The sequence below is a fragment of the Sulfurimonas aquatica genome (assembly GCF_017357825.1).
Classification (GTDB): Bacteria; Campylobacterota; Campylobacteria; order Campylobacterales; family Sulfurimonadaceae; genus Sulfurimonas; species Sulfurimonas aquatica.
In genome coordinates this window covers 1,596,323-1,622,699 of sequence record NZ_CP046072.1, presented here as the reverse complement: position 1 = coordinate 1,622,699, position 26,377 = coordinate 1,596,323, and the positions used below count along the sequence as shown (strand labels likewise).

Below are 26,377 nucleotides of genomic sequence, written 5' to 3'. Positions count from 1 at the left end.
ATTTATGACATATCTTGTCATTATATTTAGAAATAATGTTGAAATAAACAAAAAGGAATCAGAAATGATAAAAAAAGTAGTAGTAGGCTTAGGTCTTGTGTCAATGATAGCGTTTAGTGGGTGTTCTTCTTATAACGAAGAGTTTTTAAAAGATACACTAAAAACAGATAAATTAGAGCTTGTAAGCTTTGATATTAAAAGTGATGAGTCTATAGAAGTTATGGGACAAAAAGGTACAAAGTTAGTAATTGACGCCACATATAAAACACTTGAGTTTACTTGTGAGCGTGAAGTTGGAAATGGGAAAAACAAAAAATTTCGTATTGGAATGCCTTTAGATAAGCAATACAAAACATGGGATCAAGAGACTTTCTATGTTAAAACAGAAGAAGAGTGTATGAAAAAATATGCCAATGCTAGAAACCAGAAAGTTATAGATAAACCAGGTGCGGAAGTTACAAAAATTCGTACAGTTATGTTTGGTGAAGAAGACATCATAAGATGGGAAGCAAAACAAAAATAATTGTGCTTGTTATACCTCACTAGAGGTGTAACAAGAAGTAGTAGGGATATTCAAAAAGCCACATCGTTTGGAAACTTGAATATACCTATTTATGAAAGTGAATTGGTAAATTAAAATTTAGGAAATAAAATGATTAATACAAAAATCTTATCATTCAAAGTGTCAGCAAGAGGTGATTGGGTTAAATGTAGTAAGTGCGGTGAAATGTTTAAAGATATGAGTGTATTTGGAACATACAAGTGTCCAGCTTGTCACGACTAATTTAAACATGCCTTTAAAGATATAGCATTATTTAGAAATCCAACACAAAAAGATAAAGATGCTGCATAAAAGGGATTATAAGAGATCGATTATAAGACCTTGTGGTCAAAAAATTGGTTTGTAAAATAGATTGTGACACATGCTGTCACTAAAGTAAAGCATAATTTAAATGTGCAAAAAAACAAAGGATCAGAAATGATAAAAAAAGTAGTAGTAGGCTTAGGTCTTGTGTCAATGATAGCGCTTAGTGGGTGTTCTTCTTATAACGAAGAGTTTTTAAAAGATACACTAAAAACAGATAAATTAGAGCTTGTAAGCTTTGATATTAAAAGTGATGAGTCTATAGAAGTTATGGGACAAAAAGGTACAAAGTTAGTAATTGACGCCACATATAAAACACTTGAGTTTACTTGTGAGCGTGAAGTTGGAAATGGGAAAAACAAAAAATTTCGTATTGGAATGCCTTTAGATAAGCAATACAAAACATGGGATCAAGAGACTTTCTATGTTAAAACAGAAGAAGAGTGTATGAAAAAATATGCCAATGCTAGAAACCAGAAAGTTATAGATAAACCAGGTGCAGAAGTTACAAAAATTCGTACAGTTATGTTTGGTGAAGAAGACATCATAAGATGGGAAGCAAAACAAAAATAATTGTGCTTGTTATACCTCAATAGAGGTGTAACAAGAAGTAGTAAGCATAGTTAAAATGTACAAAAAATAAAGGACAAAAATGAAAATAGAAAAAAACATGAAGATAGGCATGAGTTTAGCACTAGTAACTGTACTCTCTTTAGGAGTAACTGGTTGTACTAGTGATTCTAATGATTCAGCTCCAGGAACAGATGTAGTGGTAGAGCGTGGGAAAGTTTTTGGTGCAAATGTAACTGATTCATCATCTCCTGCTCAAGTAGCAACACAAAAGTCAAGACAAAATGTTTATACATTTACTAATGAACCTGTATACCCTGTTCTAGTAAATGGTGGATGGATTGATGTTAATGATGATGGTGTTATGGATCTAAATGATGTGAAGCTAGACATAGAGATGAGATCATATACAACTACGGTTACACCTGTTACTACTTTTATTGCAGATGCAAATGAGACTATAAGAGATAGTAAGTTAAATGATTTAGTTGCGAGACTAAATGCTAATGGTGTTGGAGAGGCTGGAAGTGTAACAGCAGAAGATTTACTCAAAGTTCCTTCAAAAGCACCAAGAGATGTTTTTGTTGTGGCGAATGCTATATATAAAGATATGAAAGAAAATTCAAATGCCCTACCGGATGAGAATGCTGTTCTTACTCAGTTTGGAACTATTGACTCCTCTTTGGGTGCAGATGCAACAGCTAAAGATTTTGAAGTAAAAGTAATTGGTGATTTAGTTACAAATAAGAATGTATTTGCAGTTAATAATAGCGAAATAGCTCTTTTTAATAAAGATATATTAGGTCTTGTTTCTACACTAGAAACAGCTATTCTTCAAAACAATATTACTGGTATAGATAATATATTTGATAATTCAGTTTTTAAAGATGATTATACTGTTGATGTGATTTTTCAACCTGGAGGAACTCCAAATGTATATAATTGGAGTGTTGTAGGAAATGTTTTGACTGTAGAGATGATGGATGGTGACAAAGAAGTATTTACTTTTGATTCTCAAACACCTACAAATGGTAGTAGTGTCACTCATGTTGGGTACTATGGTGATACCATGCAAGATTACGGCTCTACAACAATAGCTCTAACTACTCCTACAGTTGTAACTCCGGATGCTAGCACGAACACTTCTGTAAACTTAAGTGGATATAGCAGTATTATTATCTATAAAAATATTAGCCAACCAATAGCAGATAGTTTACTCTCAGGATTCTCAAATAACAGTGGGTTTAAATCGGAAAATACAACAGCAAGTTGTACAGATTTTGGTTTTACTAATCCAACAGTTACTGCAAATGTAAAGGTTTATACTATTATTGATGGTTTAAACTCTCGCTCATGTTCAGAAGCTGACTATGCAAACCAAGTTGGAACATCTGGAAATGCGAATATACTTGCATACTACGGTAACTAGAATAAAATAAAAATTCCTCCTCAGAATTTTTCACTTACTGCCACTATTTCTAGTGGTAGTAAAAATTTTATAAATCTATATTTTAATAAAGCTCATCTATAAAGTCACTCCCACACTGAAGCTCCTCAAACCACTCAAGAAATTTTCCTACATTTTCATCTTCGAAGATAAAACCGTGTTGCGGTGCTATCATCTTCACATCGTTTGTTTGTATGCTTTTAACCCATGCGCGAGTAAGCTTGTTTGAGCCCATATAGCGTTTATGAAAAGGGAGTAAATACTCCAGGTGTTTTTCAAACTCATCTACACATTTGTAAGTCTCAGGAGCATCGAGTATAGCTGCACCAATATCTCCAGAAAAAACAATCTTTGACCTAGAATCATAGAGTGAGAAGTTGCCAGGAGAGTGTAAAAAGTGTGCTGGAATAAACTTTAGATAGTCATCTCCAAAGTTTATCTTTGCACCATGATCAGCAAGTGAAAGTACTCTATCCATCTCCATAAAACCATAGTGACTCATAAAGCGTACCCATAAAGCTGACATGACAAATTTTGCCTTTGTGCTGATAGCCCATTGAGAAATTGAGCCTGATACATCAGGATCTTGATGAGAGAAAAAAATAAACTTGATGTTCTCTATCTCTACATGTTTAGAGACTGCATCATAAAGCTCTTCGAAGATGACCTCACTTCCAGGGTCTACTAAAACTCCAGAGCCATTTTGAACTATGAGGTATTGGTTTACTGATAAAAAAGAGTCTTCGTGGGATTCATCATCAAAACTAAACATTACACACTTATGTTTACCATCATCATAAAGTATTTTTTCTTTCTCAGCCATTTTGTAATCCTTTAAATTCTCTAATTATTGCCATTTGGCGTTTAGTAATATATTTTACAAGCTCACTTTTTTTTGTCTCTTTAAATATAAAAACAACACTATAATTAAGTCTAGATTCACTTTTTCTAAGAAGTGTTGCTTCAGTGTTTATGATAAGTGGATGTTTGTCGAGTTCTAGTACAATATCTAGTCGTACTACACTTCCCTTTTCTAAACCTGCAGGAAGAGCTTTTAATCTCAGTTTTACAGCATCTAAAGATATATCTTCTATCTCGATATCACCATGAAATTTCCCCTCAGCTAAAAAAAGAGAAACATTTTGTTTTCCCTCTATCCCGACCCGTATAGTTTTTCTTTGAATAGGTGAAGTGTGGGCAAAACTGAGTGATTTCAATACCACACTCTGATTTTCAAAACTAATATCACCAATATCAGTACACTGTATAGCACTAGGTAGTGCTTCTGAAACTATAAGTGTTCTTTGCTCATTTTGTATGGCTTTTTGTTGAAGGTAAGTTGTTTTAATAGTTATCTCTTCATTACTCATCTCAGAGATAATTGCACTATTTGTAATACTTAGACCTTTATAATAGTTATGCATACTTATTTTTGCACTATTTCTTTGAATAACTTCAAGAAGGTCAATCATAGCCTCTGTATTTAATTTCAAGTCATCACTACTTGTCTGTTTTTGATCAAAGAGTTTGAGAAGGTTTAGCTCTGTTACATCCTCAAATGATAAAACACCATAGCCATTTTTTTCAGGAACACTTTGATACTTGAGTATAAAGTGTCTTAGTTTATTTTCTAAGTTTCTAATTTTAATATGGAAAAGTTTTCTTTCATTTGTTTTTAGCTTATCTAGCCACTCAATTTCATCATGATTATATAAAAAGCCATCATGAGGTAAAAATTCACTTCCAAAGTTATCATGCTTTTTTTTAAACTCATTAATTGTTTCACAATCAAAAAAATCTAAAAACATATCATTTGCAATAATAGGTTTTGTGTCATTAATCATCATAACCATAGAACTCTGATAATTAAAAATATTTTCTAGATGTTTGGTGAAAAGTTTAGAGTTTATCTCTTGTCTGAGGTGATGAAGTGCTTCTTCTAAAACATCAGATAACTCGGATATTTTGACTGGTTTTTTAATAAAGCGAAAAATACCAACCTCAATAGAGTCTAAGAGGTACTCTTTGTCATCAAATGCTGACATTATTATTATAAGTGTGTTTGGTTTTATTTTTTTTATATGTTGGGCGAGGCTTATACCATTCATATTTGGCATTTTAATATCAGTAATAACAATGTCAAAGTGATGTTTTTTAAAGAGTTCAAATGCTACAGCACCATCTTCTGCTACTTCAACACCATCGAAAAGCTTTCGAAGTAATTTTGAAGCATTTTCTCTAAGTGAGTCATTATCTTCTACATAAAGAAGTTTGAAGCCCTGTGCTTGTTGTTTGAGTTTTTTTAAATCATCCATCTATACAGCCTTATACATCTGTAGATTATATCATCATAGAAGTTAAAAGCAAAATTATATGTTATCATCATATTAAAAATAGAGAAAATATGAAAAAAATATATATTGCTGGACCAGATGTTTTTGAAAAAAATTCTAAAGAAATAGGAAAAAAACTTGTAGCCCTCTGTAAGAAGTATGGGTATATAGGCCTTTATCCTCTTGATAATGAAGCAGATTTTGACCAAGAAAAACATAAAATTGCTTCGGATATATTTATAGCAAATGTAAAGATGATAAATGAGGCAGATATAGTCATAGCAAACCTCAATAGTTTTCGAGGCAAAGAAGCAGATAGTGGTACTATTTGGGAGTGTGGGTATGCATATGGACTAGGTAAGAGAGTTTATGGGTATATGAAAGAGAGTTGCTCTTATGTAGATCAGTTTAGTGAGAATGAAAAAGTTCAAGAGGGAGAGTTCTTCTTTGATAATGAAGGAAGATTTATAGAGGATTTTGATCACCCTATAAATCTTATGATAGCTTGCTCAGTTGAGCAGGTAGTGTCTGGTGATTTTGAGGATGTACTTAAAGTACTCCGCGTTTAACCATTGCGAGTACCATAGGGATATTTAGACCATCGTTATTTATTCCCTCATCTCGACAAGATTCACACTTATCACCCATAGGACAAATTTGGTTCTCTAATAGTTCTTCCATAGTAGTGAAGTTATTCTCTTTTATGCATGTTGCGATATCTTCTATCGTTAGTGAGTTACATGCACAGATTTCAGTTTTTATATCCAAGGTGTTTCCTTATTTTTTAGTTGTAAAACATAATTTTTGAAAGTGTATCAAATCTTGTTTAATTAAGAATAAAAGAGTTTGAACTAAGTCCCTTTGTTTAAAATATAATAGTAAACTATCGCTACACAAAAAGTACACATGTGAATGTTATACTTTCGCATAAGTTAAAAAGGGTCTACATGAGATTATTTAAAAGTTTGTATTTAGTTTTAGTTATGTTATTTAGTTTTACTTCACTACATGGTGGTGATTTTTTAATGCCAGAAGAAGCCTTCAAGCCTTATGCTAAAGTAAATTCGCAAATGAATATAGTAGCAGGTGTAGAACTTGGAGATGATATATATCTTTATGAGCATGCACTGAAGCTTGAGCTAAAAGATTCCAGTGGAGTCTCTATTTCAAAAATAGATGCTCCTAAAACAACAAATCATCATGATGAAGAGGTTTATTTAACTTCTCCAGAGTTTACGATTAAACTTAAAAATGATGCTGGAGTTACAGGTCTGCAAGATATTACTTTTGTACTTTCATATCAAGGATGCTCAGAACTTGGTTTGTGTTACGAGCCAGCTAAAATAGAGTATAAACTCAGTATAGATACTGCTGCACTTGATGGACTACAAGAGAAAATAGTAGAACCTTTAAAGTCTACAAACAGTGCAACGCAAGAAAAATCTCAAATGGACCAAATTGCAGATACTATAAAATCAGGAAGTGTTCTTGCTATTCTCTTAACGTTTTTTGGTTTTGGATTACTTTTGGCAATGACACCTTGTGTATTTCCTATGATTCCCATTATTTCTGGATTGATTATCTCTCAGGGTGAAGGGATTACTACTAAAAAAGCATTTGCACTTTCAGTGACATATGTTTTAGCTATGGCCGTTGCGTATACCATAGCTGGCGTATTAGCGGGTCTATTTGGCGCAAACCTTCAAGCGGCGCTTCAAACGCCATGGGTAGTTTACTCTTTTTCTTTTGTTTTTGTAGCCTTGGCGTTTAGCATGTTTGGTTTTTATGAGCTTAAGCTTCCGGATTCTTTAGTGGCAAAAGTAAGCTCACCAGGTAAAAGATCTGGTTTTGTGGGCGTAGCCATTATGGGATTTTTATCTGCACTTATTGTTGGACCATGCGTTGCCGCGCCACTTGCAGGTGCACTTGTATACATAGGCCAAACTGGTGACGCACTTCTTGGTGGATTGGCACTCTTTTTTATGAGTATAGGAATGGGTATACCATTAATCGTAGTTGGAGTAAGTGCTGGTAAGTTTATGCCAAAACCTGGTGCTTGGATGACTATGGTTACAGCTATCTTTGGTGTGATGATGCTTGCAGTGGCTATCTGGATGCTAGAAAAAGTTGTAGCACCTTCTATTACAATGATACTCTATAGCCTTTTAGGTATAGGTTTTTCTTTCTTTTTAGGTGTATTTGATAATAAGGGCCACTTCTTTAGACATAGTGTTGCTATGGTTATATTTATTTACTCTGTATCGCTTTTTGTAGGATTTTTAGCGGGCTACTCTAGTATGACAGAGCCATTAGGATTTTTAAAACAAAAAGAGGTTATTACATCCGTAGGTAGTAAAAAAGAAGAGCTTGCATTTGAAATAGTGCGATCTGTTGGCGAGCTTGATACGCTCTTAGAAAAAAACAGAGGTAAAAAAATCTTACTAGATTTCGCAGCTGATTGGTGTACCTCATGTAAAGAGCTTGATCATCTTACATTTGGAGATGAAAAAGTAAAAAATAAGATGAATGAGTTTGTCCTAATCCGTGCAGATGTTACAAAAAATACAGATGAAGAAAAAGCACTTAGTAAAAAATATGGTGTTTTTGGACCTCCAGCTATCCTCTTTTTTGATAAAGATTCAAAGCTAATAAGCTCGAAAACCGTTATTGGTTTTGTAGACGCAGATACTTTTTTAAAACATTTAAATAGTATCTAAAAGCTACTCCGTGAAAAAAATATATATACTCTTTTTCGCTCTTATCGTCTTAATCTCTTTTTTCACAATTATCATGAAGCAAGAGCTTAAAGAGGAAAAAATTGATAATATTTTAGATCAACTCTCTTTAAACATAAATAGAGAACTAAAAAAGCATCAGATGGATGACTTAAAAGTTGCTCTGCTTCTTTCAAAAAACAGAGCTCTTATAGATGCACTAGAAAATGATGATGAAGACCTCGGCTATGAAATACTTTCAGATATGACAAAGTCTATAGAAGAAAATACAAAAATGCATATTAGAGCACAGGTGATTACTAATGAACTTAACATTTTTGCTAGAAGTTGGGATGATATATATGCAGGAATGCCAATTGGTGACTTTAGAAAAGATTTAGATTATTTTAAAACAAACAAAACGCCACGAGCATCTGTAGAGATTGGTAGGCGTTTAGGTAACAAGTCGACAGTCCCTATCTATAAAGATGGTATTTTCTTAGGTTACATCGAGGTTATATCTTTTTTTAAATCTATAACAGAGTTCTTTGCGAGTATGGGTGTTGAACTTTATGTACTCCTAGATGTTGATCATCTTGAGAGTGCCGTACTTATGATGCAAAACCTAACTGTTGATGATTATGTTGTGGCAAATAGAAACTATAACTACAATCATATTCAGACACTTAAAAAGATTGATTTTAAAGAGTTAAAACTAAATAGAGTAATATACAAGGATAGTAAGTATATATTTTATGAAAATATGTATGATGGAAATATGCAAAATATTGGTGGGTTTGTTTTTGTTCTACCTGAAGTTTATTTAGAGTACTTTAGAAACCCTAATGATGATATATCCTTTTTAGTAAATATCACGAGAAGTGATCTTTATGAGATAGTCAAAGATGAGAAATATAATGAAAATATATATACTTCATATGATGCCAACTCTTTTGTTTATCTTCAAGATGTAATTGATAAAGAGGATAGAGAGATGTTTTTTGATGAAGTGTATAATAAACTAGATAGTTATACAAAAGATGAACTAATTCAGATGATGCTAGATAGACAGGTAGTTAAAAAAATAGATGGGAAAATTAAATGAGAATCTTACTTTTAGAAGATGAATATTCGCTACGTATAAGTATAGAAGAATTTTTGAGTGACCTAGGCTACAATGTAGATGGTTTTACTGATGGGCTTAAGGCATACGATGGAGTATATGATAAATCATATGACCTGCTTCTGCTTGATGTAAATGTACCTTCATTAACTGGTTTTGAACTTCTTAAAAAACTTAGAGAAGATGGAATTAAAACACCTGCAATATTTTTAACATCTATGACAGATGTAGATGATTTAAAAGAGGGGTATAAACGCGGATGCTGTGACTATATAAGAAAGCCTTTTGATTTAGCGGAGTTAGAACTTAGAATCGATCAGGCACTTGCAAGTACACTTAAAAATGATGGAAGTATTGTTACACTTGCGGATAATGTATTTTATGATTTAAAGAAGTCTAAACTCACTATGGGAGAAGATGAAATTGTACTACGTAAAACAGAAAAAGAGCTCCTAGAGGTACTCATTAAAAATAAAAACTCTTTAGTCTCAACGCAGATGTTTCAAGATGAAGTATGGGGTGAGTATGTAGAACCTGCAACTATTAGAGTACAGCTTAATAATCTTCGTAAAAAACTACCAGAGTCTATAATCCAAAATAGACGAGGATTAGGTTATATAATTGAAAGATAGTCAATACTCTGCCAAATATGCACTAATATATACTAGTTTAGTATCTATTATACTTTTGGCACCACTTTTTTATTATTTAATATATATGAAAAGTATACACTCTTTGCAAAATGAGCTTCTACTAAAGGAGAAATCACTTCTTATAGTAAAAGCGATGCAGGAGTACAATCAAAATGAAGAGTATTTTGAATACCCGAGATTTAAAACATTTGATTCAGGATTATATGATGAAAGTTTTAAACCAATCTTCTCTTTGATTAAGTCAAAAATAAAATATTTTAAAAATGGTTATCATTTAGATGATAATGATGCTTACCTCATTGTAAAACTACCAAAAGAAAAATATTTTAGCTCAAGTTATCTAATAGTGCATAATGTACTCTCATTTGCACCAGTATATGAAAGAGTTTTACTCATACTTTTTAGTATAGTCGTTCTGATTTTTATACTGAGTGTTTTTTTCCTGCAAAGTTTTGCTAAGCCATTTAAAAAGATAAATAATCAACTCGATACTTTTATTAAAGATTCTATGCATGAGATAAATACACCCCTGTCCATTATAAGTGTAAATATAGATCTATACAATCGTAAGCATGAGCAGAATAAATATATGCAGAGAATGAAAGCTGCTGTAAAAGTACTCTCAAATATATATAATGATATGGATTATTTGATTAAAAATGAGAGACTAAAACATGAAAAAATCGATATCAATCTCGGTACATTCCTAAAAGAAAGAGTAGAATACTTTGAAGAAGTTGCACAGATGAAAGAGATAGTGATTGAATCTACTATTGATGAGTGTGGCTTTGTAAATATGAATGAGAAGCAACTCCAGCGTTTAATTGATAACAATTTATCAAACGCCATTAAATATTCTCATGAAAACTCAAAAATAGAGATTAAACTCTATATGAAAGACTCACAATGTCATCTAAGCTTTAAAGATTATGGTGTTGGAATTGAAAATACAGATGAGATTTTCAATAGATACTACAGAGAAGATACAAGTAAGGGTGGGTTTGGTATTGGATTAAATATCGTAAACTCTATTATAAAACAAGAAAAGATTGAAGTCAAAATTGACTCTACTCTAGATCATGGAAGTCGATTTTTATACATATTTCCCACAACTTATTCACAATAACTGCAAATAAATTTAATTTTACACTTATTTTACACTTCAAAGTTATACTGCCTCTGAAATAACAAATGGAGGAAGAATAAGTGAAAAAAACTGTAATGATATCACTACTTGTAACTGCTTCACTATTCGCTGCTGATTATAGTAGTGTAATTGAGAAACCAAATGCAAGTAAGATGATAGAAAAAGATCTGTTTCCAGGTGCAACGACATATAAAATGCCAGCTAACTGTGTTACGGACGATAAAGACTCTATAGCTAGGGGTGCTTTTATGTTCCATAATTTAAATGGAAAAAAAGCTAAGAAAAATCCTCCAAAAGGACTTTCTCGTAAACAGAATGGGAAGAACAAGCAGTATGGAAACTGTGTGGCTTGTCATAACATTGAGGGTGCTATTGGTGCTGGAAACATTGGTCCTGATTTAACAGGATACAAGTCAATGTTCATAGAAAGTGGAGCTAGAGACAATCAGTTTGTTTATCAAAAAATTGCCGATCCTCGTGTTGAAAACCCAAATACTCACATGACAGTTAACTTAGCTACTAAGTTGTTTAATGAAAAAGAGATATGTGACTTAACATCATATATAGTATCAAAAAAATAAAAGGAAATTAAATTATGCAAAGAAGAGATTTTTTTAAAAAATTAGGTGTTGTTGCAGCTGCTACTGCACTTACTCCAACGATAAGTTTCGCAAGTGGAGCAAAAAGTAAAAACGCAATGACATATAAAACAGCACTAGATGCAATAACAGGTGGAAAAACTGCTAAAGTTTCTTCAAAAGTTAAGCTTAAAACTCCAGAGATTGCTGAAAATGGTGCAGTTGTTCCAGTAACTGTAAATGTTGATTCTCCAATGACTTCAGACAACTATGTAAAAGCTATTCATATTTTAGCTTCAAAAAATTTCAATGCACGCTCTATAGATGTTAATCTTACACCTGCAAACGGTAAAGCAATGTTTTCAACTCGTATTAAACTTGGTGGAACTCAAGATGTTATCGCTTTAGTAGAGTTAAGTAGTGGTGAGTTCTTAATGGCTTCACAAAATGTAAAAGTTACTATCGGTGGTTGTGGTTGATTCTAACCATTTTTGAAAAGAATGAGTAAAAGCTCTAAGAGCTAGATATTTAAGATAGAAAATAAAAATATAGGAAATTAAAATGGCTAAAAGAAAATCACTGATAAAAATCAAACCAAAAAAATTTAAAGATGGTGAAATTGTAAAAGTAAGTTTTATGGTTATGCACCCAATGGATACAGGTACTCAAAAAGATAAAAAAACTAAAGAGCTTATACCTGCAAAATATATCAATAGTGTAAAGTTTAACTATAAAGGTAAAGAGATTACAAACATGACTGTTTGGGAATCACTTTCAACTAATCCAGTTTTTACTACATACATGAAAGTTGATGGAAAAGGTGAGTTAAAAGTTACTTTCACTGATAGCACTGGTGAAGTACATGAAACATCTAAGAAGATTAAACCAAAAGGATAATCAATGAAAACAGGAATTAAAATAGCTCTTTCTATTGCTCTTCTTTCATCACTATCTTTTGGTGGTGAACAGTTTGCAATGAGTGATGCTGACCGTGCAATGTATGCGGAGATGTTAGAGAATAACCCTGCTGACATGATGGTAGCAAATGGTGAAGAACTCTTAGGTGAGTATTGTGGTGGCGATGCTGGACTTGCAAAGTTTTTAGGTGTAAGTGAAGATGACTTACCAAAGTATATAGCAGGTTTTCCTCGTTACATTAAAGAGTTCAAGCAAGTTGTTGGAGTTGATCAAGTACTTCAAGGACTAATGAGTAAAAATGGACATAAACCATTTAAACTTAAAAGTTCAGATATGTTTGATATGAGTGCATATGTAAAAACTCTTGCAAATGGTGAAAAAAGTAACATCGACATTAATGCTAACAAGCATATGAAAGAGGCTTATGCTCTTGGTGAAAAAACTTATATGACACCTCGTGGTGGACGTGGACTATCTTGTAACTCTTGTCACTCTTCTGATGTTATTGGAACAGTTTTAAGAACACAGCCACTACCTGACTTAAGTGCAAAAGGTGTTGCAGTAGCTGCAACATGGCCAGGATATAGAATGACAAAGTCATCTCTACGTACACTGCCTCGTCGTTTTCAAGGCTGTATGAATAATGCACTATTAGCGGTTATTCCTCTTGGATCACCTGAAATGGTAGCACTAGAAGTATACTTAACACATCAAGCTAAGGGTGCGGAAATTGCTATTCCCGGCCTTAAAAGATAGGGTGGTTTAGATGGATATTTCAAGACGTGACTTTATGCATATCGCAGCAATCTTTGGACTTGGTGCAGCCACAGCTGGCTGTATCTCTCCAAAAGTACCTGCTCAAATATCTCTAAAAGATATATATGACTTTAAAGCAACTGGTAACTTTACACTTTTACATATGTGTGATATTCATGCGCATATAAAGCCACTCTATTGGAGAGAGCCATCTACTTTGATCTCTGCTCCTAACCTTGTGGGAACACCTGGATTTTTATGTGGTGAAGCATTTGCTAAGCATTATGGATTAGAACCTAGTTCATTAGATGCTTATTTTGATACACATATTGATTTTGAAGAGTTAGCGAAGAAGTTTGGAAAAATGGGTGGTATAGCTCATATGAAAACTTACCTTGATCATGTAAGAATGGAACGTGGTGCAGATAATGTACTATTTTTAGATTCTGGTGATACTTGGCAAGGAACTGGTGTAGCTCTTAAGACTCGTGGTGAAGCTATAGTTAAAGCTCAAAATTATCTTGGTGTTGATGTGATGGTTGGTCACTGGGAATACACTTATGGTAAAGAGAGAGTTCTTGAACTGATTGAGATGTTAGATGCTAAGTTTGTTACTCAAAACGTAATTGGAAATGATCCATTTGCAGATGAGTATGAAGAACTTATTTTTGAACCATATACAATTCAAGAGAAGGGTGGAGCGAAGATCGGTATTATTGGTCAATCTTTTCCATTTACTTCAACTGCAAACCCTAAAGAGTTTACAGAGGGTTGGAGTTTTGGTCTTAGACTTGAAACTCTTCAAGAGTATGTAAATGAGTTAAGAGATGAGCATAAAGTTGATTGTGTGGTTGTTCTTTCTCATGATGGATTTAGTGTTGATCAAGAGGTTGCTCGTAAGGTTCACGGTATTGACTTTATACTTAGTGGACATACACATGATCCTTCTCCTCAACCTATTACTATTGATGGAACTGTGATTGTAATCGCAGGTAGTCATGGTAAATATGTAGGGCGTTTAGATATAGATGCTAAAGATGGAAAAGTTTTAGATTATAGTTATAAACTAGTGCCAATTGCTTCAAACATTATTCCAGCAGACCCTGAGGGTGTAAAACTTGTAAATGAGTTATATGCTCCTTATGATGCTGAGATGAATGAGGTTTTAGGTAAAACTAAAAATATACTCTATAAACGCGATACATTTTTCTCGACTTTTGATCAGCTCATAAATGATGCTATCATGGATGAGATGAAGTGTGATATGGCGTTTACTCCAGGATATAGATGGGGAACAACAGTTCTAGCTGGTGAAGACATCTTAATGGACAATGTATATGAGATGTGTGGTATCACTTACCCTAATGTTTATACATTTGATTTAAGTGGAAAACAGATTGCTACTCTTTTAGAAGATATAGCAGATAATGTTTTTAATGCAAACCCACTTTATCAACAAGGTGGAGATATGAGTCGCCTTGGTGGCGTTACTTATAGTATCGCCGTTGCAAATAAAGCTGGAGAACGTATTTCTGATCTGAAAATTGGTGGTAAACCAATTGATTTGACAAAAACATATGTGGTATCATCTTGGGGCGGAAACTTACAAAATGCAGGAACTAATCTTCAAAAAGAGAAGATTAGACCTGTGTATGATGTAACAAGAGATTATATTAAAAGAGAAAAAGTAGTTGATGTAAGTAATGAAGGGAATGTTACTTTACTAGATTACGATTGTGGTTGTCCAGTTAAGGGCTCCACTAGTTGTTAGTTTAATATATGATGGTAATTATGGCCATCATATAAATACATTATTTATTAAATAAAAAAGGGAATATATATGAAATTATTAAAAATCAGTGCAGTTACTGCTGCCGTATGTTTACTAGCTACATCAGTTAATGCAGATGAGAAACCAAAACGCGAGCTTAAAGGAAATATGATGGAGGTGTATAATACACTTCCAGGAAAAGCCAATAGTATTACTGAGGCTTTTACAGATGGTACTTTTTACGGTCGTTTACGTATGAACTCATTTATGTATGATTCTGCAAATCCGGCTGCTCTAGATCACAAAGTACTTGGTCTCGGTGGTTCTATGATTTACAAAACTGCATCGTTCAAAGGTTTCAGTGCAACTGCTGCTGGATACTTTTCAACTGTACCATATACAACTTTAGAGCGAAGTGAAGCTCCTAGTGCTAAAATGGGAAATGATCTATTCAGTCGTTATAATGTCCTAACAACAGATGACTGGACTATGGCTGTACTTGGTCAAGCCTATTTACAATATAGTGCAGGGAAAACAACAGTTAAGCTTGGTGATCAAATTTTTGAATCATTTTTAACTAAATCAAATGACACAAAAATGATGCCAAATACTTTTACTGGTTTAGTGGTTGAGAACAAAGACCTCCCACAAACAAGAGTTCGTGGTGCATACTTTACAACACAAAAACTTCGTAGTCATACTACATCTCATGATGTAATCACTGTTGGTACGAGTGAAAATGCCACAGACTCTTGGGATAAATATGCAGGTAATGATGATTCTGCAAAACATGGTGGATTAACTTGGGCGAATTTTAAAGCAGCAGGGAAAGATACCGAGAATAAGTTAATTGTTGCTGACCTACAAAATAAATCCATTGAGAACTTAAAAGTTGATGTGACATTCGGTTCAGTACCAGGTGTTGTTTCATCACTTACAGGTGAATTAAACTACAAAATTGCTCTTCCTAGTGGTTTTTCTTTAACTCCAGGTGTACGTCATATGCAACAATTTGACAATGGTGGTGGTGAAGTTGGTGGTTCAAGTCTAGATGGAAAAAATGTTACTTGGACAGGTAATACAGCTACTTATACAAATAACGGATATAAAAGTGCCAACTCGCTTGATTCATCTTTAACAATGGCACGTTTAGTTTTAAAACAGGGTCCTCTAAAAGCTCAGATTGCTTACTCTACAGTTGCTGATGAAGCAGATATCGTAGCTCCATGGCGTGGATTCCCAACCGGTGGCTATACTCGTGCTATGGCACAGTATAACTGGTACGCAAACACAAAAACAACTGCTGCTGAAGTACACTATGACTTTGGAAAAGCGAAAATAGTTTCAGGTTTAAGTGCAATGGTTCGTTACGCAATACAAGACTTTGATGAAGTGAAAACAAACCTTCAGTCTGATAGTAATATGTTACACATCGATGTAATTGAAAAATTCACACCTGATCTGTATGCAAAATTCCGTCTTGGTATGAGAGATAATGATGTAGATACTCAATCATACAACGAATATCGTTTTGAGATAAACTACCTCTTCTAGAGAGTAGTTTAATAGTTTTACATATTTACAAAAGGAGTTATGCTTTGAAGTCACTATTACTGAGTTTATTATTTGTCAATTCTCTCCTCTCCTTTGACTACAAACTTCACCCCCAAAAAGTTGGTGAGTATACTCACTGCTTTTTTGGACACTCAGAAGTGATGGACGAGCATAACAATGGGAATATTTCTAATTCCTGCTTTGTTAATATGGGAGCTAGCTATCTTGTGATAGATAGTGGTTCTACATTTTCATATGCCTCACAGGCGTATGAAGAAATCAAAAAAATAAAAAATCTTCCAATCTCTTATGTTGCAAATACACATGTTCACGATGACCATTGGCTTGGTAATAGTTATTATGTAACAGTAGGTGCTAAAATTATCGGTTCATTAGCGTTTGAAGAGTTAGCAATTGAAGATATAACTAGAATGCAAAAAAGAGTTACGGCAGAGTCATACACTCAGACTAAACAAATTAAACCAACTATATTTGTTGAGAATCAAATAACTTTAAGAATAAATAAAAAAGAAGTAAAAATTAAAAGTGTAAATCAAAAAGCGCATACTAATAGTGATCTTTACGTTTACATTCCACAGATGAAAATAGTTTTCGTAGGAGACTTAGTTTTTAATGATAGAATTCCCTCTATAAGGGATGGAGAATTGAATGGTTGGCTTGATGCTTTAGATGAGATTAAGTCTTTAGATACCAAGTATATTATTGGTGGCCACGGTAAGATGATTAGAAATGACTCTATTGAGATGACATATAACTATATAAAAGATTTACGAGATGGCGTTACGCAAATGTTAGAAGATGGTGAAGAGATAGCTGATGTAGTAAATGCATTAGAGATGAAAGAGTATAAAAATATTAACCTTTATGACTCTATGCATAGAAATAATGTTGAGACAGCATACAGAATGTTGGAGTGGGGAATTTGAGACTTGTTGTTATATTATTAGCATTAGCTTGTGTCTCTATTTTTGCAAAAGATTTTTATACTTATGAAGAAGCATTAGAAATACAAAAAAAGAGTAACAAAGTTATTATGCTTGATGTAGTTAGAGATGGTTGTCACTACTGTGAAGATATGAAGAAGAATGTTTTTCAAGATAAAGAGATGCTTGAGTGGATAAACCAGAGATTTATACCTGTAGAGATTAATCTTGATCATGATGAGATACCATTAGAACTTAAAGTCTATTTTACACCTACTTTTTTCTTTTTAGATAAGAATCAAAAAGTTTTAAAAAAGGTTCCTGGTTCATGGTCTATAGAGGACTTTAAAGATTTAACAAAAGGAATAAAATGATTCAAAAGTTTACGTTGATTTTACTCAGCTTGTGTATTATGGTATCTGCAGAAACAGAGTTTGCAGAGCCTAAGCCTGCAATAGATAATCCTAGACAGATTATGTTTAGCATCAAAAGTGCAGATGATGAAGCGATTCATCATGTACTTAGTACTGCAAACAATGTTTTGAAGTTTTATGGACCTGAAAATGTAGAGATGAAAATCATCGCATACTATCATGGCATAAAAGCTTTAGAGAAAAAATATAAAGATATAGCTCTAAGAGTAGAAGCTTTAATGCTTCTTGATGTTGAGTTTGTTGCCTGTGGCAATACAATGAAAACAAAAAAAATAACAGAGGATGAGCTTATTGATGGGAGTGATATCGTTACAGCTGGTGTGGCTGAAATGGTAGAGAGAATACAAGATGGTTGGGTGAATATAATTCCTTAACCAATATAAAAATATAAGGAAAAATATATGAAAAAAATAGTTTTATTTGTAGTTGCACTTATGAGTGTAGTGTCTTTACAAGCACAAGGTGATCTACACCTTTTTGAAGTTAATAATAAGTCAGGGAAGATAACACCCCTAATAATAGAAGAGGCGTTTACTAAAAATGGTTTCTCTTTAGGGATAAACTCTGAGATGAATGGCCCTTTTACAAAGCAGTTTCAACAGACAGACTTTAAGGTCTTCACACTTTTAACTGTATATCATACAGAGTTCTCAAAAGATTTAGTAAATAAATATCCACAAGCAGGTGTTTTTATTCCAATGGGTGTTGGTATATATCAAGGTGCAAATGAAGATACACTTCACATATCCATGCTAACTGCTGAAACACAGGCAAAAATACTTGGAAGTGATACAGTAATACTTAAAAAAATAGAAAAAGCGGCACTTAAAGTAGTGAATAATTTACTACCTAATGCAAAGCATAATATTAGTAAAGATAGTTTAAAAGAGTCACGTAACTTAGTGACACAATATGAAATGGATTTAGATGGTGAAGATTGGGCTGATATGAGAGAAGAGTTTGAGATGAATCTTGAAGCTGGTTTTGAGCCTTTTGGATTTGTAATGCCGAGTTTTATGGACTACAATGAAGAGCTTACTCAAGAGGGTAGTGTAGATAGTCCATATGACTTTTATGATACTTACTCTATTTGTAAATTAAAAGTAATATATAATGTTGCTAAGACAAGACCAGAAGCATCAGCTTTCGCACCATGTACGACAATGGTGTATAAGAAGAAAGATGAAGATAAGATAGTAGTAGGTTTTCCAGCTGTTTACAACTGGTTAAGTAGTGCAAGAATCGAAGATAAAAATGCTCATGATGTACTCATGAAAGCACAAAAAGACTTTGAATCTATTTTAAAAGATATAACGGAGTAAGATATGAAAGCTTTACTAGTTCTGTTCGCATTGATTAGTTTTTTGTTTGGAGATGATGAGTCTGCTAAGGTGGTTTTCGATTTGACAACTGCAAAAGTTGAAACATTTGAAAAACATATTTTAAAAGGTGTAGCAGTTAATAAAGCTAATTTTGAGAGTCAATTTAAAGATTTTGAAGTTGCTGTGGTTATTCATGGTGGCTCTTATAGGTTTTTTGTAAATGATCTTCAAAGTACTAAGTACAAAGATGATACTGAATTAGTTAAAGTTCATTCTGAGTTAAAAAAGAGAATTGCTTCTATGGCTGACACATACGGAGTGAAGTTTTATATGTGTGGAGTTGGAGTAAAAAAGCATAAACTAGATCCAAAAAATATTATGAGTTTTGTGAAGATAGTTCCAAACTCTACTATGGCTCTAATTGAAAGACAAAATGAAGGTTTTGCTTACCTTCCAGTAAGAGATTACTAATCGGTAGTAGAAGAGTTTATCTTCTACCTCTTTGAGAACCACCACCGTTGCGGTTTCCACCATTTCCACCACGAGGCTTATTTCTCGCTCCACGATTTCCACCCATATTTATAGGTTCCGCTTTTATACTTGGATCTGGTTTAAAACCTTTAAGCCACACTTTTTGTATATCTTTTTTAATAAGTTTTTCAATGCCCGCTAAAAACTCATCTTCATCAACACATACAAGGGAGATAGCTTCACCCTCATTACCAGCACGACCTGTTCTACCTATACGGTGAACATAATCCTCACTTACATTTGGAAGCTCATAATTTACAACATGAGGTAGATGATCGATGTCTATTCCACGTGCAGCTATATCTGTTGCAACAAGAACTCTTACTTTTCCAGCTTTAAAGTCAGCAAGTGCTTTTGTTCTTGCGTTTTGACTCTTGTTTCCATGAATAGCCGCTGATGTTATGCCATCTGTTTCAAGTTGACCACTTAGACGATTTGCACCATGTTTAGTACGTGTGAAAACTAGAACTTGTTTCCACTGTCCTTCATTGATAAGGTGAGTAAGTAGTTCGCGTTTACGAGTTTTATCTACTGGGTAAACAGCTTGCTTTACTATTTCACTTGAAGTGTTTGCACGAGCTACCTCAATAAGAGTAGGAGCCTTTAAAAGTTTGTTAGAAAGCTTCTTGATCTCTTCAGAATACGTTGCTGAAAATAGTAGCGTTTGTCTTTGTGGAGGTATAACTGCTATAACTTTTTTTATGTCGTTAATAAAACCCATATCAAGCATTCTATCCGCTTCATCTAGGATAAGATAATCAACATGGCTTAGGTCTATACTCTTTTGAGAGATATGATCAAGCAGACGCCCTGGCGTTGCTATAACGATATCAACGCCTTTTCTAAGTGCTACAAGTTGTGGGTTTATCTTAACACCACCAAAAATGATGGTAGACTTATATGGAAGATGCTTTGAGTAAAGTTCTACGCTCTCTCCCACTTGAGCTGCAAGTTCGCGTGTTGGAGTAAGTATAAGTACTTTTATCTGATGTTTTTTATCTTGATGCTTTGATCTTGTAAGTAGTTCTAGTATTGGAAGAGTAAAACCAGCAGTTTTTCCAGTTCCCGTTTGTGCTCCAGCTAAAATATCTTTTTTAGCGAGTATTACCGGTATTGCTTGTTCTTGAATAGGTGTAGGAGTTTCATACCCTTGCTCACTTATTGCTTTTAGTAAAGGAGCACTTAGCCCCAAATCTTTGAATGTCATATTATTCCTAATTTTAATTATAAACTTCTCTTTGGAAGTCTGATTTATATTTGTCTTCATAATAGCATAATTTATGCTTATTATGGATATAATTTTACAAATATTTTAGAGGAACTTTAATGTCATCAAATCAAATCGCTATCAAACCTAACAACCATCGTGTATATCAATGTCCAAATGACAAAAAGATGGATCTTTTAAATGACATTATTGCTCAAGATAAAAAACTTGACATTTTAGTTGTAACCTCTGGAAATGCTCAAGATATTATCGATAAACTAGATAACAAAGAGATAAAAGTTATGGAGGATAAGGATTTAGTAAAAGATAAAGAGCTCAGTTGTCAGTATCTTATCAGCTATGATTTACCTATAAAAGCCATTGTCTATATGGCTCGTATTTCTAAGGCTACACAGCAAGCAAATATCTTACTTGACCAAAGTGAGCAAAGAGACCTCCATCAGATAGAGATGCTTCTTGGACGTGCGATTAAGCAAGAGGTTGTTGAGGGTTATGAGTATCCTGTTGTAGAAAAAGTTGAAAGACCACATGTTAAAAAACTCTCTAAAGAAGAGATAACAGAGATAGCTAAAAAACGCCATGAAGATGCGACTGTTGAGAAAAAACCAAAATCTGACAAACCTAAACGTGAGGGTGACGATAAATGGGCGAAGAAGAAAAAAGATCCAAATAAGTTTTTAGGTAAAGATGAAAATGGAAAAGCGATATTTTCTGGAAAAAGTGGAGAGAGAAATCATGGCTATGATGGTAAACCTAAAGAGAGATACACCGCTCCAACAAAAGTAGGTAAAAAGATAAGTATTAAAGCGAGAAAACCAAAAGAAGAGAGTTCTGAACCTTCAGACTCTTAATCCTCTATAATCTGAGCTACTCTTTTAGAACTACCATGTTTTAGATAGGCTCTAAGCTCCTTAGACTTTTCAAAAAACTCTTCTCGATCATACTCATTAAAAGATTGAATCAAATTATTTACAGTTACATCTTCTTGTATAAACTCAGGATGAAGGGTACTGTTTTTAAACTGATTAAACATAATGTTACTTAGGCCTATGTACTCTATCTTTACTAAACGCGAAGCTATAAAATAATCTAGCGGTTTAGCAACATAGCTTAAAATAAAAGGCACTCCAATAAGCGCTGCTTCAAGAGTAGCTGTACCACTGCATATAAAAGCAAAGTCAGACTCTAGAAGTGTTTTATGTGGCTCATTGGAGATTTTAATCCCATCAATATCTCCATATAACTCTTTTATATCTTGGCTGCTGAAATGCTTTGGAATGATGATAGTGGCGTTTATGTCAAGAATATCTATAAGTTCTAAAAAGATTGGCATCAGTTTTTTTATCTCGCCCTTTCTACTCCCTGGCATAAACGCGACTTCTTTTACATCTTTATTGATTGATTGTTTAAACTCTTTTATTTGGTCAAGTAGAGGATGCCCTACATACTCTATATGAGCATCTTTAGAGTAGTAGTCAGACTCAAAAGGTAAGATGGAAGCTAAATGGTCTATAGTCCTCTCAAGTATAGGTATGCGTTTTTTCTTCCATGCCCAAGCTTGAGGTAGAATGTAGTAGATTATCTCTTTATGTGGGTATTTCTTTTTTATTTTTTTTGCAAGTGGAAGGTTGAAACCAGATGAGTCTATGAGCAAAATCTTATCTACGTCTTTTGCAAGTTCTAGCATCTGAGTATTGAGTTTAAAAAAGAAACGAAGCTTTTTCATTGCATCTACAAAACCCATTATGGCTAAAGCTCTTAAGTCAATGATGGAGTCGCCAAGTTCAGAGTCAAATATACCGATAAACTCGACATCACTACTGAGTTCTTGTTTTAAAGATTTAAGGTGAACGTTTGCCGAGTGCTCAAGTGCAGATACTAAAATCTTCATGAAAATCCTATGCTATAATTACAACATTATATCGAAGGTGGTCTTAAAATGGTTATATCAAATGCAGTTGTATGTGATGTTAACGGGGAAAAAGAAGTTGACGTTCTCATAGAAAATGGTCTTATAACAAAGATAGGTCACAATTTAGAATCGGATGAGATTTTAGACGCTAAGGGTGCTTATCTTCTTCCATCACTTGTAGATACAAATGTAAGAGTTCTCGACTCTCAATTAAACGCCAAAAATATACTAGCAATATCTGAGGAAGCTAAGCATGGTGGAGTAGGGCATATCATATTAAACGCAGATTCAACTCCCGCTATTGATAATGAAGTAGTTTTAGAGTTTGCGCAACATGGTATTAGTGGTGTAGACGGCGTGAAAATAGACCTCATGCTAAATGCCTTAAAAGAGGATATGACGCTCTCTAACATCGCGATACTTCTTAAAAAAGGTGTAGTCGCTCCTTTTATGAGCACCATTGCAAAAAATAACATCGCCATTAAAATTGCGGAGTATGCAAAGATGTACGATGTGACTATTTTTTGTAAGGCTGAAGACAACTCTTTAATAAACGCAGGAGTTATGCTCGATGGAGACGTTAGCTCAAAGCTAGGGCTAGCAGGCATACCTGAGCTTAGCGAAGTACTTCATGTCTCTCGTATGATAGAGATAGCTAAATATTTTGATATTAAGATACTCTTTAAAGCTATAGCGTCTCCGCGTTCAGTTGAGCTAATCGCAAAGGCTAAAAAAGAGGGTGTAAAAGTAAGCTGTGAAGTCTCTATTCATCATATTATAAACTCTGATGAGGCTTGTGAGGGATTTAACACAATGGCAAAACTTGACCCACCACTTGCTTGTCATGAAGATATGCTAAAACTTCAAGAAGCTCTTAAAAATGGAGATATAGATATTTTGACAACACTGCATCAACCATCTTCTCCAGTAAATAAAGAAGTGGCGTTTTATGATGCGGCATATGGTTGTACCGGCTTAGCTTATGCTCTTCCACTCTATTATACGAAACTTGTAAAATCGGGACTAATTAGTATGAGTGAATTACTTCAGATGACTTCTAGAAATCCTGCTCAGAGCATAAAACTTCTTGCGGGAAGTATTGAAGTGGGCCAAAAAGCTGATTTAATTCTTTTTGATACAAAAGTAAGTGAAGTCCTAAAAGATATAGGTTCACTCTATAACAATCAAGAGTTAAGTGGTCTTGTCTCTAGAGTTAATGTAACTATATAAAAAATTATGAAATAAGATGAAGTTATATTTTAGGCAGACTTAATTATACTTATGAAATGAAGATAATAATACTAGATGATTCCGCTACTATTAGAATGATAATCGAGGCACACCTTGAAGATTTAGGTGTTAATGAAAATGAGATATTTTCATTTGAAAATGGCTTCAAAGCTTTAGAATTTATCTACATGAATGGTGCTGATATAGTCTTTACTGACATTAATATGCCAGGCTTAAATGGTTATGAATTTGCACAGATGCTCTATATTCGTTTTCCAAGATTAAAAAATGCGATGTTTGCCATTAGTGGTGATGAAAATAAAGAAAGCTATATGAAAATGAAAGAGATAGGTATTCACAGGTTTTTAAAAAAACCAATAAACGCGGAACACTTTGAACACTTCATGAAACCGGAAATATTAAAACGTAAAGCCGCAGAAAAAGAGTCTCAAAACTAGCTTCTTTTTCTATAAAATTCCTCTTTAAACTCAGCAAACTTATCTTCTAAAATAGCAGCTCTAACTTCTCTCATGAGATTTAAGTAATAGTGTAAATTATGAATAGTTGCAAGTCTGAAGTATGTCAACTCTTTTGAGCGAAAGAGATGGCTTATGTATGCACGTGAGTATGTTTTACATGTAAGACATTGACACTCCTCATCAATTGGTGAAGTGTCTTCTTTAAATTTAGCACCTTTAATGTTGATACGACCAAATGAAGTAAACAGAGTCCCATTTCTTGCGTTTCTAGTTGGCATAACGCAGTCAAACATATCTACTCCGCGTTCAATATTTTCTATCAAATCTTCAGGCGTTCCTACGCCCATTAAATAACGCGGTTTATCTTCTGGCATGTACTGTACGGTATGCTCAACTGTGTCGTACATTTCCTTGTTTAACTCTCCAACTGATAGTCCACCAATGGCAAAACCATCATAATCCATAGCACATAACTCTGTAGCACTTTTTTTACGAAAGGCCTTGTCAGTTCCACCTTGAATGATGGCAAATATATTTTGATCTACACATATACCTTTTGCTTGTTGAGAACGAAAATAATCAATAGACTCTTGCGCCCAAGCAGTTGTACGTTCAATAGATACTTTAATGCGTTCTTGTGTTGCAGGAAGTGCTACTAAGTCATCCAAAATCATCATGATGTCGGAACCTAGATTTGTCTGAATATCTATAACTTTTTTTGGCGTAAAAAAGTGTTTACTTCCATCAATGTGCGAGCGAAACTCTATACCATTTTCCATCGGCTTAGATATGTCAGAGAGAGAAAATGCTTGAAAACCACCACTATCTGTTAAAAAACTTTTTGGGTACTTTGTGAAGTTATGAAGTTTGCCCATCTTAGCAACTACTTTATCGCCAGGACGAAGATACATATGATAAGTGTTTGCTAATATTATCTCCGCCCCTAAAAGATTTAACACGTCTTCAGCGTCAAGTGACTTAACGCTACCAATAGTGCCAACAGGCATAAAGACTGGCGTTTTTATAGTTGAGTGTGCTGTTTTAATAGTTGCTGCACGAGCATTTTTTGATCTAGCTTCTAGAGTGAATTGCATAATTGTTAATATCCTAGTTTGTAAATAGTACGCAATTATATCATTCTAAGTACCTTTATAGTAAAATCGGGGTAAATATTTTATCAAGGTGACCTAATGGCAACTATCGGAATGAGTGATATCAAAAAAGGTGTACGTTTAATCGTAGGCGAAGTACCATACAAAATCGTAGAATTTCAACATGTAAAACCAGGTAAAGGTGCAGCATTTGTACGTATGAAAATGAAGAGTTTTTTAAACGGTAAAGTGGTTGAAAAAACTGTTCATGCTGGAGATAAGTTTGAAGTGCCTATAATTGACTTTAAAACTATGCAGTATCTTTACGATGATGGTGAAATGTACCAATTCATGGATAATGAAACATACGACCAGTTAGGTCTTGAGTATGATGCATGCGATGATGCGGCTAAATGGTTAAAAGACGGAACAAACGTAGAGATGATCTTCTTTAGAGATCAAGCTATCTCAGTACAACCGCCAGAGACTATGGAACTTATCATTACTGAAACACCACCAAACTTTAAAGGTGATACTTCAAGTGGAAGTAAAAAACCAGCTACGCTTGAGACTGGTGCTGTTGTACAAGTACCTTACCATGTTTTAGAGGGTGATCTCATAAAAGTAAATACCGCAGATTGTGAGTTTTTAGGAAAAGTTAAATAAGTAGATTTTTAATTTTTTTATAGAAATAGAACAATGATAAAGGGAGCGACTTTTTAGTTACTCCCTTTGAACTCTTTATGAATATCTCATGAAACCCAAAGTGAGTATACT

The 26,377-nt window shown here is 33.9% G+C and carries 30 protein-coding genes; 24 read left to right on the top strand and 6 right to left on the bottom strand.

Annotated features, from left to right (window positions below):
- Nucleotides 1-64: 64 nt before the first annotated feature.
- From GJV85_RS07785 to GJV85_RS07775, 4 genes are all read left to right on the top strand, one after another.
- On the top strand, nucleotides 65-523 hold the full coding sequence (locus GJV85_RS07785) for a hypothetical protein (RefSeq protein ID WP_207560827.1): 459 nt from the start codon (nucleotides 65-67) through the stop codon (nucleotides 521-523).
- A 129-nt stretch (nucleotides 524-652) separates the two neighbouring features.
- Nucleotides 653-784, top strand: a complete 132-nt coding sequence (locus GJV85_RS13770; protein WP_255550540.1) for a hypothetical protein — start codon at nucleotides 653-655, stop codon at nucleotides 782-784.
- Between the two features lie 195 nt (nucleotides 785-979).
- Nucleotides 980-1,438: a hypothetical protein gene (locus GJV85_RS07780; RefSeq protein WP_207560826.1), complete on the top strand. Its 459-nt coding sequence runs from the start codon at nucleotides 980-982 to the stop codon at nucleotides 1,436-1,438.
- A 79-nt stretch (nucleotides 1,439-1,517) separates the two neighbouring features.
- Entirely contained in the window at nucleotides 1,518-2,864 is a 1,347-nt protein-coding gene (locus tag GJV85_RS07775; RefSeq protein ID WP_207560825.1) for a hypothetical protein, read from the top strand.
- An 82-nt stretch (nucleotides 2,865-2,946) separates the two neighbouring features.
- On the opposite strand, the gene GJV85_RS07770 is transcribed toward GJV85_RS07775, so the two are convergent.
- A complete protein-coding gene (locus tag GJV85_RS07770) occupies nucleotides 2,947-3,705 on the bottom strand; it encodes an oxygen-binding di-iron domain-containing protein (RefSeq protein WP_207560824.1) in 759 nt (252 codons plus the stop codon).
- Nucleotides 3,698-5,197, bottom strand: coding sequence for a response regulator (locus tag GJV85_RS07765; RefSeq protein ID WP_207560823.1), 1,500 nt, complete (start codon nucleotides 5,195-5,197; stop codon nucleotides 3,698-3,700). The genes GJV85_RS07770 and GJV85_RS07765 overlap by 8 nt, the downstream gene beginning before the upstream one ends.
- 89 nt (nucleotides 5,198-5,286) lie before the next feature.
- Between GJV85_RS07765 and GJV85_RS07760 the strand changes: the two genes are divergently transcribed.
- Nucleotides 5,287-5,784 carry a nucleoside 2-deoxyribosyltransferase gene (locus GJV85_RS07760; protein ID WP_207560822.1) on the top strand — a complete coding sequence of 166 codons (498 nt, stop codon included), beginning with the start codon at nucleotides 5,287-5,289 and terminating at the stop codon, nucleotides 5,782-5,784.
- Here the strand turns inward: GJV85_RS07760 and GJV85_RS07755 are convergent.
- Nucleotides 5,765-5,983: a (2Fe-2S)-binding protein gene (locus GJV85_RS07755; RefSeq protein WP_207560821.1), complete on the bottom strand. Its 219-nt coding sequence runs from the start codon at nucleotides 5,981-5,983 to the stop codon at nucleotides 5,765-5,767. The genes GJV85_RS07760 and GJV85_RS07755 overlap by 20 nt on opposite strands.
- Nucleotides 5,984-6,162: 179 nt before the next feature.
- On the opposite strand from GJV85_RS07755, the gene dsbD reads away from it, so the two are divergent.
- From dsbD to GJV85_RS07680, 15 genes are all read left to right on the top strand, one after another.
- The gene (gene dsbD, locus GJV85_RS07750; RefSeq protein WP_242689767.1) at nucleotides 6,163-7,932 is read left to right on the top strand and encodes a protein-disulfide reductase DsbD; all 1,770 of its coding nucleotides are present in this window, start codon (nucleotides 6,163-6,165) and stop codon (nucleotides 7,930-7,932) included.
- Nucleotides 7,933-7,942: 10 nt separating this feature from the next.
- Entirely contained in the window at nucleotides 7,943-9,034 is a 1,092-nt protein-coding gene (locus GJV85_RS07745; RefSeq protein WP_207560820.1) for a cache domain-containing protein, read from the top strand.
- On the top strand, nucleotides 9,031-9,684 hold the full coding sequence (locus GJV85_RS07740) for a response regulator transcription factor (RefSeq protein WP_207560819.1): 654 nt from the start codon (nucleotides 9,031-9,033) through the stop codon (nucleotides 9,682-9,684). Before GJV85_RS07745 ends, GJV85_RS07740 begins: the two co-directional genes overlap by 4 nt.
- Complete coding sequence (locus GJV85_RS07735) at nucleotides 9,674-10,831, top strand: sensor histidine kinase (protein ID WP_207560818.1); 1,158 nt, start codon at nucleotides 9,674-9,676, stop codon at nucleotides 10,829-10,831. The genes GJV85_RS07740 and GJV85_RS07735 overlap by 11 nt, the downstream gene beginning before the upstream one ends.
- A gap of 80 nt (nucleotides 10,832-10,911) precedes the next feature.
- Nucleotides 10,912-11,433 carry a sulfur oxidation c-type cytochrome SoxX gene (gene soxX / locus GJV85_RS07730; RefSeq protein WP_207560817.1) on the top strand — a complete coding sequence of 174 codons (522 nt, stop codon included), beginning with the start codon at nucleotides 10,912-10,914 and terminating at the stop codon, nucleotides 11,431-11,433.
- A 14-nt stretch (nucleotides 11,434-11,447) separates the two neighbouring features.
- Complete coding sequence (soxY, locus tag GJV85_RS07725; RefSeq protein ID WP_207560816.1) at nucleotides 11,448-11,909, top strand: thiosulfate oxidation carrier protein SoxY; 462 nt, start codon at nucleotides 11,448-11,450, stop codon at nucleotides 11,907-11,909.
- 82 nt (nucleotides 11,910-11,991) lie between these two features.
- Nucleotides 11,992-12,327, top strand: a complete 336-nt coding sequence (soxZ, locus tag GJV85_RS07720) for a thiosulfate oxidation carrier complex protein SoxZ (RefSeq protein WP_207560815.1) — start codon at nucleotides 11,992-11,994, stop codon at nucleotides 12,325-12,327.
- A gap of 3 nt (nucleotides 12,328-12,330) precedes the next feature.
- A complete protein-coding gene (soxA, locus tag GJV85_RS07715; RefSeq protein WP_207560814.1) occupies nucleotides 12,331-13,104 on the top strand; it encodes a sulfur oxidation c-type cytochrome SoxA in 774 nt (257 codons plus the stop codon).
- A gap of 10 nt (nucleotides 13,105-13,114) precedes the next feature.
- Entirely contained in the window at nucleotides 13,115-14,875 is a 1,761-nt protein-coding gene (gene soxB, locus GJV85_RS07710) for a thiosulfohydrolase SoxB (protein WP_207560813.1), read from the top strand.
- Between the two features lie 69 nt (nucleotides 14,876-14,944).
- Nucleotides 14,945-16,429, top strand: coding sequence for an OprD family outer membrane porin (locus GJV85_RS07705; RefSeq protein ID WP_207560812.1), 1,485 nt, complete (start codon nucleotides 14,945-14,947; stop codon nucleotides 16,427-16,429).
- Nucleotides 16,430-16,473: 44 nt separating this feature from the next.
- On the top strand, nucleotides 16,474-17,376 hold the full coding sequence (locus GJV85_RS07700; protein ID WP_207560811.1) for an MBL fold metallo-hydrolase: 903 nt from the start codon (nucleotides 16,474-16,476) through the stop codon (nucleotides 17,374-17,376).
- The gene (locus tag GJV85_RS07695; RefSeq protein ID WP_430739164.1) at nucleotides 17,364-17,747 is read left to right on the top strand and encodes a thioredoxin family protein; all 384 of its coding nucleotides are present in this window, start codon (nucleotides 17,364-17,366) and stop codon (nucleotides 17,745-17,747) included. Before GJV85_RS07700 ends, GJV85_RS07695 begins: the two co-directional genes overlap by 13 nt.
- Nucleotides 17,744-18,181 carry a DsrE family protein gene (locus GJV85_RS07690; RefSeq protein WP_347402364.1) on the top strand — a complete coding sequence of 146 codons (438 nt, stop codon included), beginning with the start codon at nucleotides 17,744-17,746 and terminating at the stop codon, nucleotides 18,179-18,181. The genes GJV85_RS07695 and GJV85_RS07690 overlap by 4 nt, the downstream gene beginning before the upstream one ends.
- A 27-nt stretch (nucleotides 18,182-18,208) precedes the next feature.
- The gene (locus GJV85_RS07685; RefSeq protein ID WP_207560809.1) at nucleotides 18,209-19,129 is read left to right on the top strand and encodes a DUF302 domain-containing protein; all 921 of its coding nucleotides are present in this window, start codon (nucleotides 18,209-18,211) and stop codon (nucleotides 19,127-19,129) included.
- Between the two features lie 3 nt (nucleotides 19,130-19,132).
- Nucleotides 19,133-19,600, top strand: a complete 468-nt coding sequence (locus GJV85_RS07680) for a DsrE family protein (RefSeq protein ID WP_207560808.1) — start codon at nucleotides 19,133-19,135, stop codon at nucleotides 19,598-19,600.
- 16 nt (nucleotides 19,601-19,616) lie between these two features.
- Here GJV85_RS07680 and GJV85_RS07675 read toward each other — a convergent pair whose 3' ends face one another.
- Nucleotides 19,617-20,867 (bottom strand): DEAD/DEAH box helicase, encoded by a 1,251-nt coding sequence (locus GJV85_RS07675; protein WP_207560807.1) that lies wholly within the window; start codon nucleotides 20,865-20,867, stop codon nucleotides 19,617-19,619.
- A 119-nt stretch (nucleotides 20,868-20,986) separates the two neighbouring features.
- Here GJV85_RS07675 and GJV85_RS07670 point away from each other — a divergent pair, with 119 nt between their 5' ends.
- Entirely contained in the window at nucleotides 20,987-21,739 is a 753-nt protein-coding gene (locus GJV85_RS07670; protein ID WP_207560806.1) for a DEAD/DEAH box helicase domain-containing protein, read from the top strand.
- Here the strand turns inward: GJV85_RS07670 and lpxB are convergent.
- Nucleotides 21,736-22,779, bottom strand: coding sequence for a lipid-A-disaccharide synthase (gene lpxB, locus GJV85_RS07665; RefSeq protein ID WP_207560805.1), 1,044 nt, complete (start codon nucleotides 22,777-22,779; stop codon nucleotides 21,736-21,738). The genes GJV85_RS07670 and lpxB overlap by 4 nt on opposite strands.
- Before the next feature lie 48 nt (nucleotides 22,780-22,827).
- Here lpxB and GJV85_RS07660 point away from each other — a divergent pair, with 48 nt between their 5' ends.
- Together GJV85_RS07660 and GJV85_RS07655 are read left to right on the top strand one after the other, a co-directional pair.
- A complete protein-coding gene (locus GJV85_RS07660) occupies nucleotides 22,828-24,030 on the top strand; it encodes an amidohydrolase family protein (protein ID WP_207560804.1) in 1,203 nt (400 codons plus the stop codon).
- 56 nt (nucleotides 24,031-24,086) lie between these two features.
- Nucleotides 24,087-24,488, top strand: coding sequence for a response regulator (locus tag GJV85_RS07655; protein WP_207560803.1), 402 nt, complete (start codon nucleotides 24,087-24,089; stop codon nucleotides 24,486-24,488).
- Here GJV85_RS07655 and tgt read toward each other — a convergent pair.
- On the bottom strand, nucleotides 24,485-25,603 hold the full coding sequence (gene tgt, locus GJV85_RS07650) for a tRNA guanosine(34) transglycosylase Tgt (RefSeq protein WP_207560802.1): 1,119 nt from the start codon (nucleotides 25,601-25,603) through the stop codon (nucleotides 24,485-24,487). The genes GJV85_RS07655 and tgt overlap by 4 nt on opposite strands.
- Nucleotides 25,604-25,699: 96 nt before the next feature.
- Between tgt and efp the strand changes: the two genes are divergently transcribed.
- The gene (gene efp, locus GJV85_RS07645) at nucleotides 25,700-26,266 is read left to right on the top strand and encodes an elongation factor P (protein ID WP_207560801.1); all 567 of its coding nucleotides are present in this window, start codon (nucleotides 25,700-25,702) and stop codon (nucleotides 26,264-26,266) included.
- The last annotated feature ends 111 nt before the right edge of the window (nucleotides 26,267-26,377 follow it).

Bases quoted from the DNA above. Each gene is read 5' to 3' on its own strand.
- soxB (WP_207560813.1), top strand. From the start codon at position 13,115: ATGGATATTTCAAGACGTGACTTTATGCATATCGCAGCAATCTTTGGA.
- GJV85_RS07655 (WP_207560803.1), top strand. From the start codon at position 24,087: ATGAAGATAATAATACTAGATGATTCCGCTACTATTAGAATGATAATC.
- GJV85_RS07705 (WP_207560812.1), top strand. From the start codon at position 14,945: ATGAAATTATTAAAAATCAGTGCAGTTACTGCTGCCGTATGTTTACTA.
- GJV85_RS07690 (WP_347402364.1), top strand. From the start codon at position 17,744: ATGATTCAAAAGTTTACGTTGATTTTACTCAGCTTGTGTATTATGGTA.
- GJV85_RS07765 (WP_207560823.1), bottom strand. From the start codon at position 5,197: ATGGATGATTTAAAAAAACTCAAACAACAAGCACAGGGCTTCAAACTT.
- soxZ (WP_207560815.1), top strand. From the start codon at position 11,992: ATGGCTAAAAGAAAATCACTGATAAAAATCAAACCAAAAAAATTTAAA.
- dsbD (WP_242689767.1), top strand. From the start codon at position 6,163: ATGAGATTATTTAAAAGTTTGTATTTAGTTTTAGTTATGTTATTTAGT.
- GJV85_RS07685 (WP_207560809.1), top strand. From the start codon at position 18,209: ATGAAAAAAATAGTTTTATTTGTAGTTGCACTTATGAGTGTAGTGTCT.
- GJV85_RS07785 (WP_207560827.1), top strand. From the start codon at position 65: ATGATAAAAAAAGTAGTAGTAGGCTTAGGTCTTGTGTCAATGATAGCG.
- GJV85_RS07775 (WP_207560825.1), top strand. From the start codon at position 1,518: ATGAAAATAGAAAAAAACATGAAGATAGGCATGAGTTTAGCACTAGTA.
- GJV85_RS07780 (WP_207560826.1), top strand. From the start codon at position 980: ATGATAAAAAAAGTAGTAGTAGGCTTAGGTCTTGTGTCAATGATAGCG.
- lpxB (WP_207560805.1), bottom strand. From the start codon at position 22,779: ATGAAGATTTTAGTATCTGCACTTGAGCACTCGGCAAACGTTCACCTT.
- GJV85_RS07760 (WP_207560822.1), top strand. From the start codon at position 5,287: ATGAAAAAAATATATATTGCTGGACCAGATGTTTTTGAAAAAAATTCT.
- GJV85_RS07670 (WP_207560806.1), top strand. From the start codon at position 20,987: ATGTCATCAAATCAAATCGCTATCAAACCTAACAACCATCGTGTATAT.
- GJV85_RS13770 (WP_255550540.1), top strand. From the start codon at position 653: ATGATTAATACAAAAATCTTATCATTCAAAGTGTCAGCAAGAGGTGAT.
- GJV85_RS07680 (WP_207560808.1), top strand. From the start codon at position 19,133: ATGAAAGCTTTACTAGTTCTGTTCGCATTGATTAGTTTTTTGTTTGGA.
- GJV85_RS07660 (WP_207560804.1), top strand. From the start codon at position 22,828: ATGGTTATATCAAATGCAGTTGTATGTGATGTTAACGGGGAAAAAGAA.
- tgt (WP_207560802.1), bottom strand. From the start codon at position 25,603: ATGCAATTCACTCTAGAAGCTAGATCAAAAAATGCTCGTGCAGCAACT.
- GJV85_RS07770 (WP_207560824.1), bottom strand. From the start codon at position 3,705: ATGGCTGAGAAAGAAAAAATACTTTATGATGATGGTAAACATAAGTGT.
- soxY (WP_207560816.1), top strand. From the start codon at position 11,448: ATGCAAAGAAGAGATTTTTTTAAAAAATTAGGTGTTGTTGCAGCTGCT.
- efp (WP_207560801.1), top strand. From the start codon at position 25,700: ATGGCAACTATCGGAATGAGTGATATCAAAAAAGGTGTACGTTTAATC.
- GJV85_RS07740 (WP_207560819.1), top strand. From the start codon at position 9,031: ATGAGAATCTTACTTTTAGAAGATGAATATTCGCTACGTATAAGTATA.
- soxA (WP_207560814.1), top strand. From the start codon at position 12,331: ATGAAAACAGGAATTAAAATAGCTCTTTCTATTGCTCTTCTTTCATCA.
- GJV85_RS07675 (WP_207560807.1), bottom strand. From the start codon at position 20,867: ATGACATTCAAAGATTTGGGGCTAAGTGCTCCTTTACTAAAAGCAATA.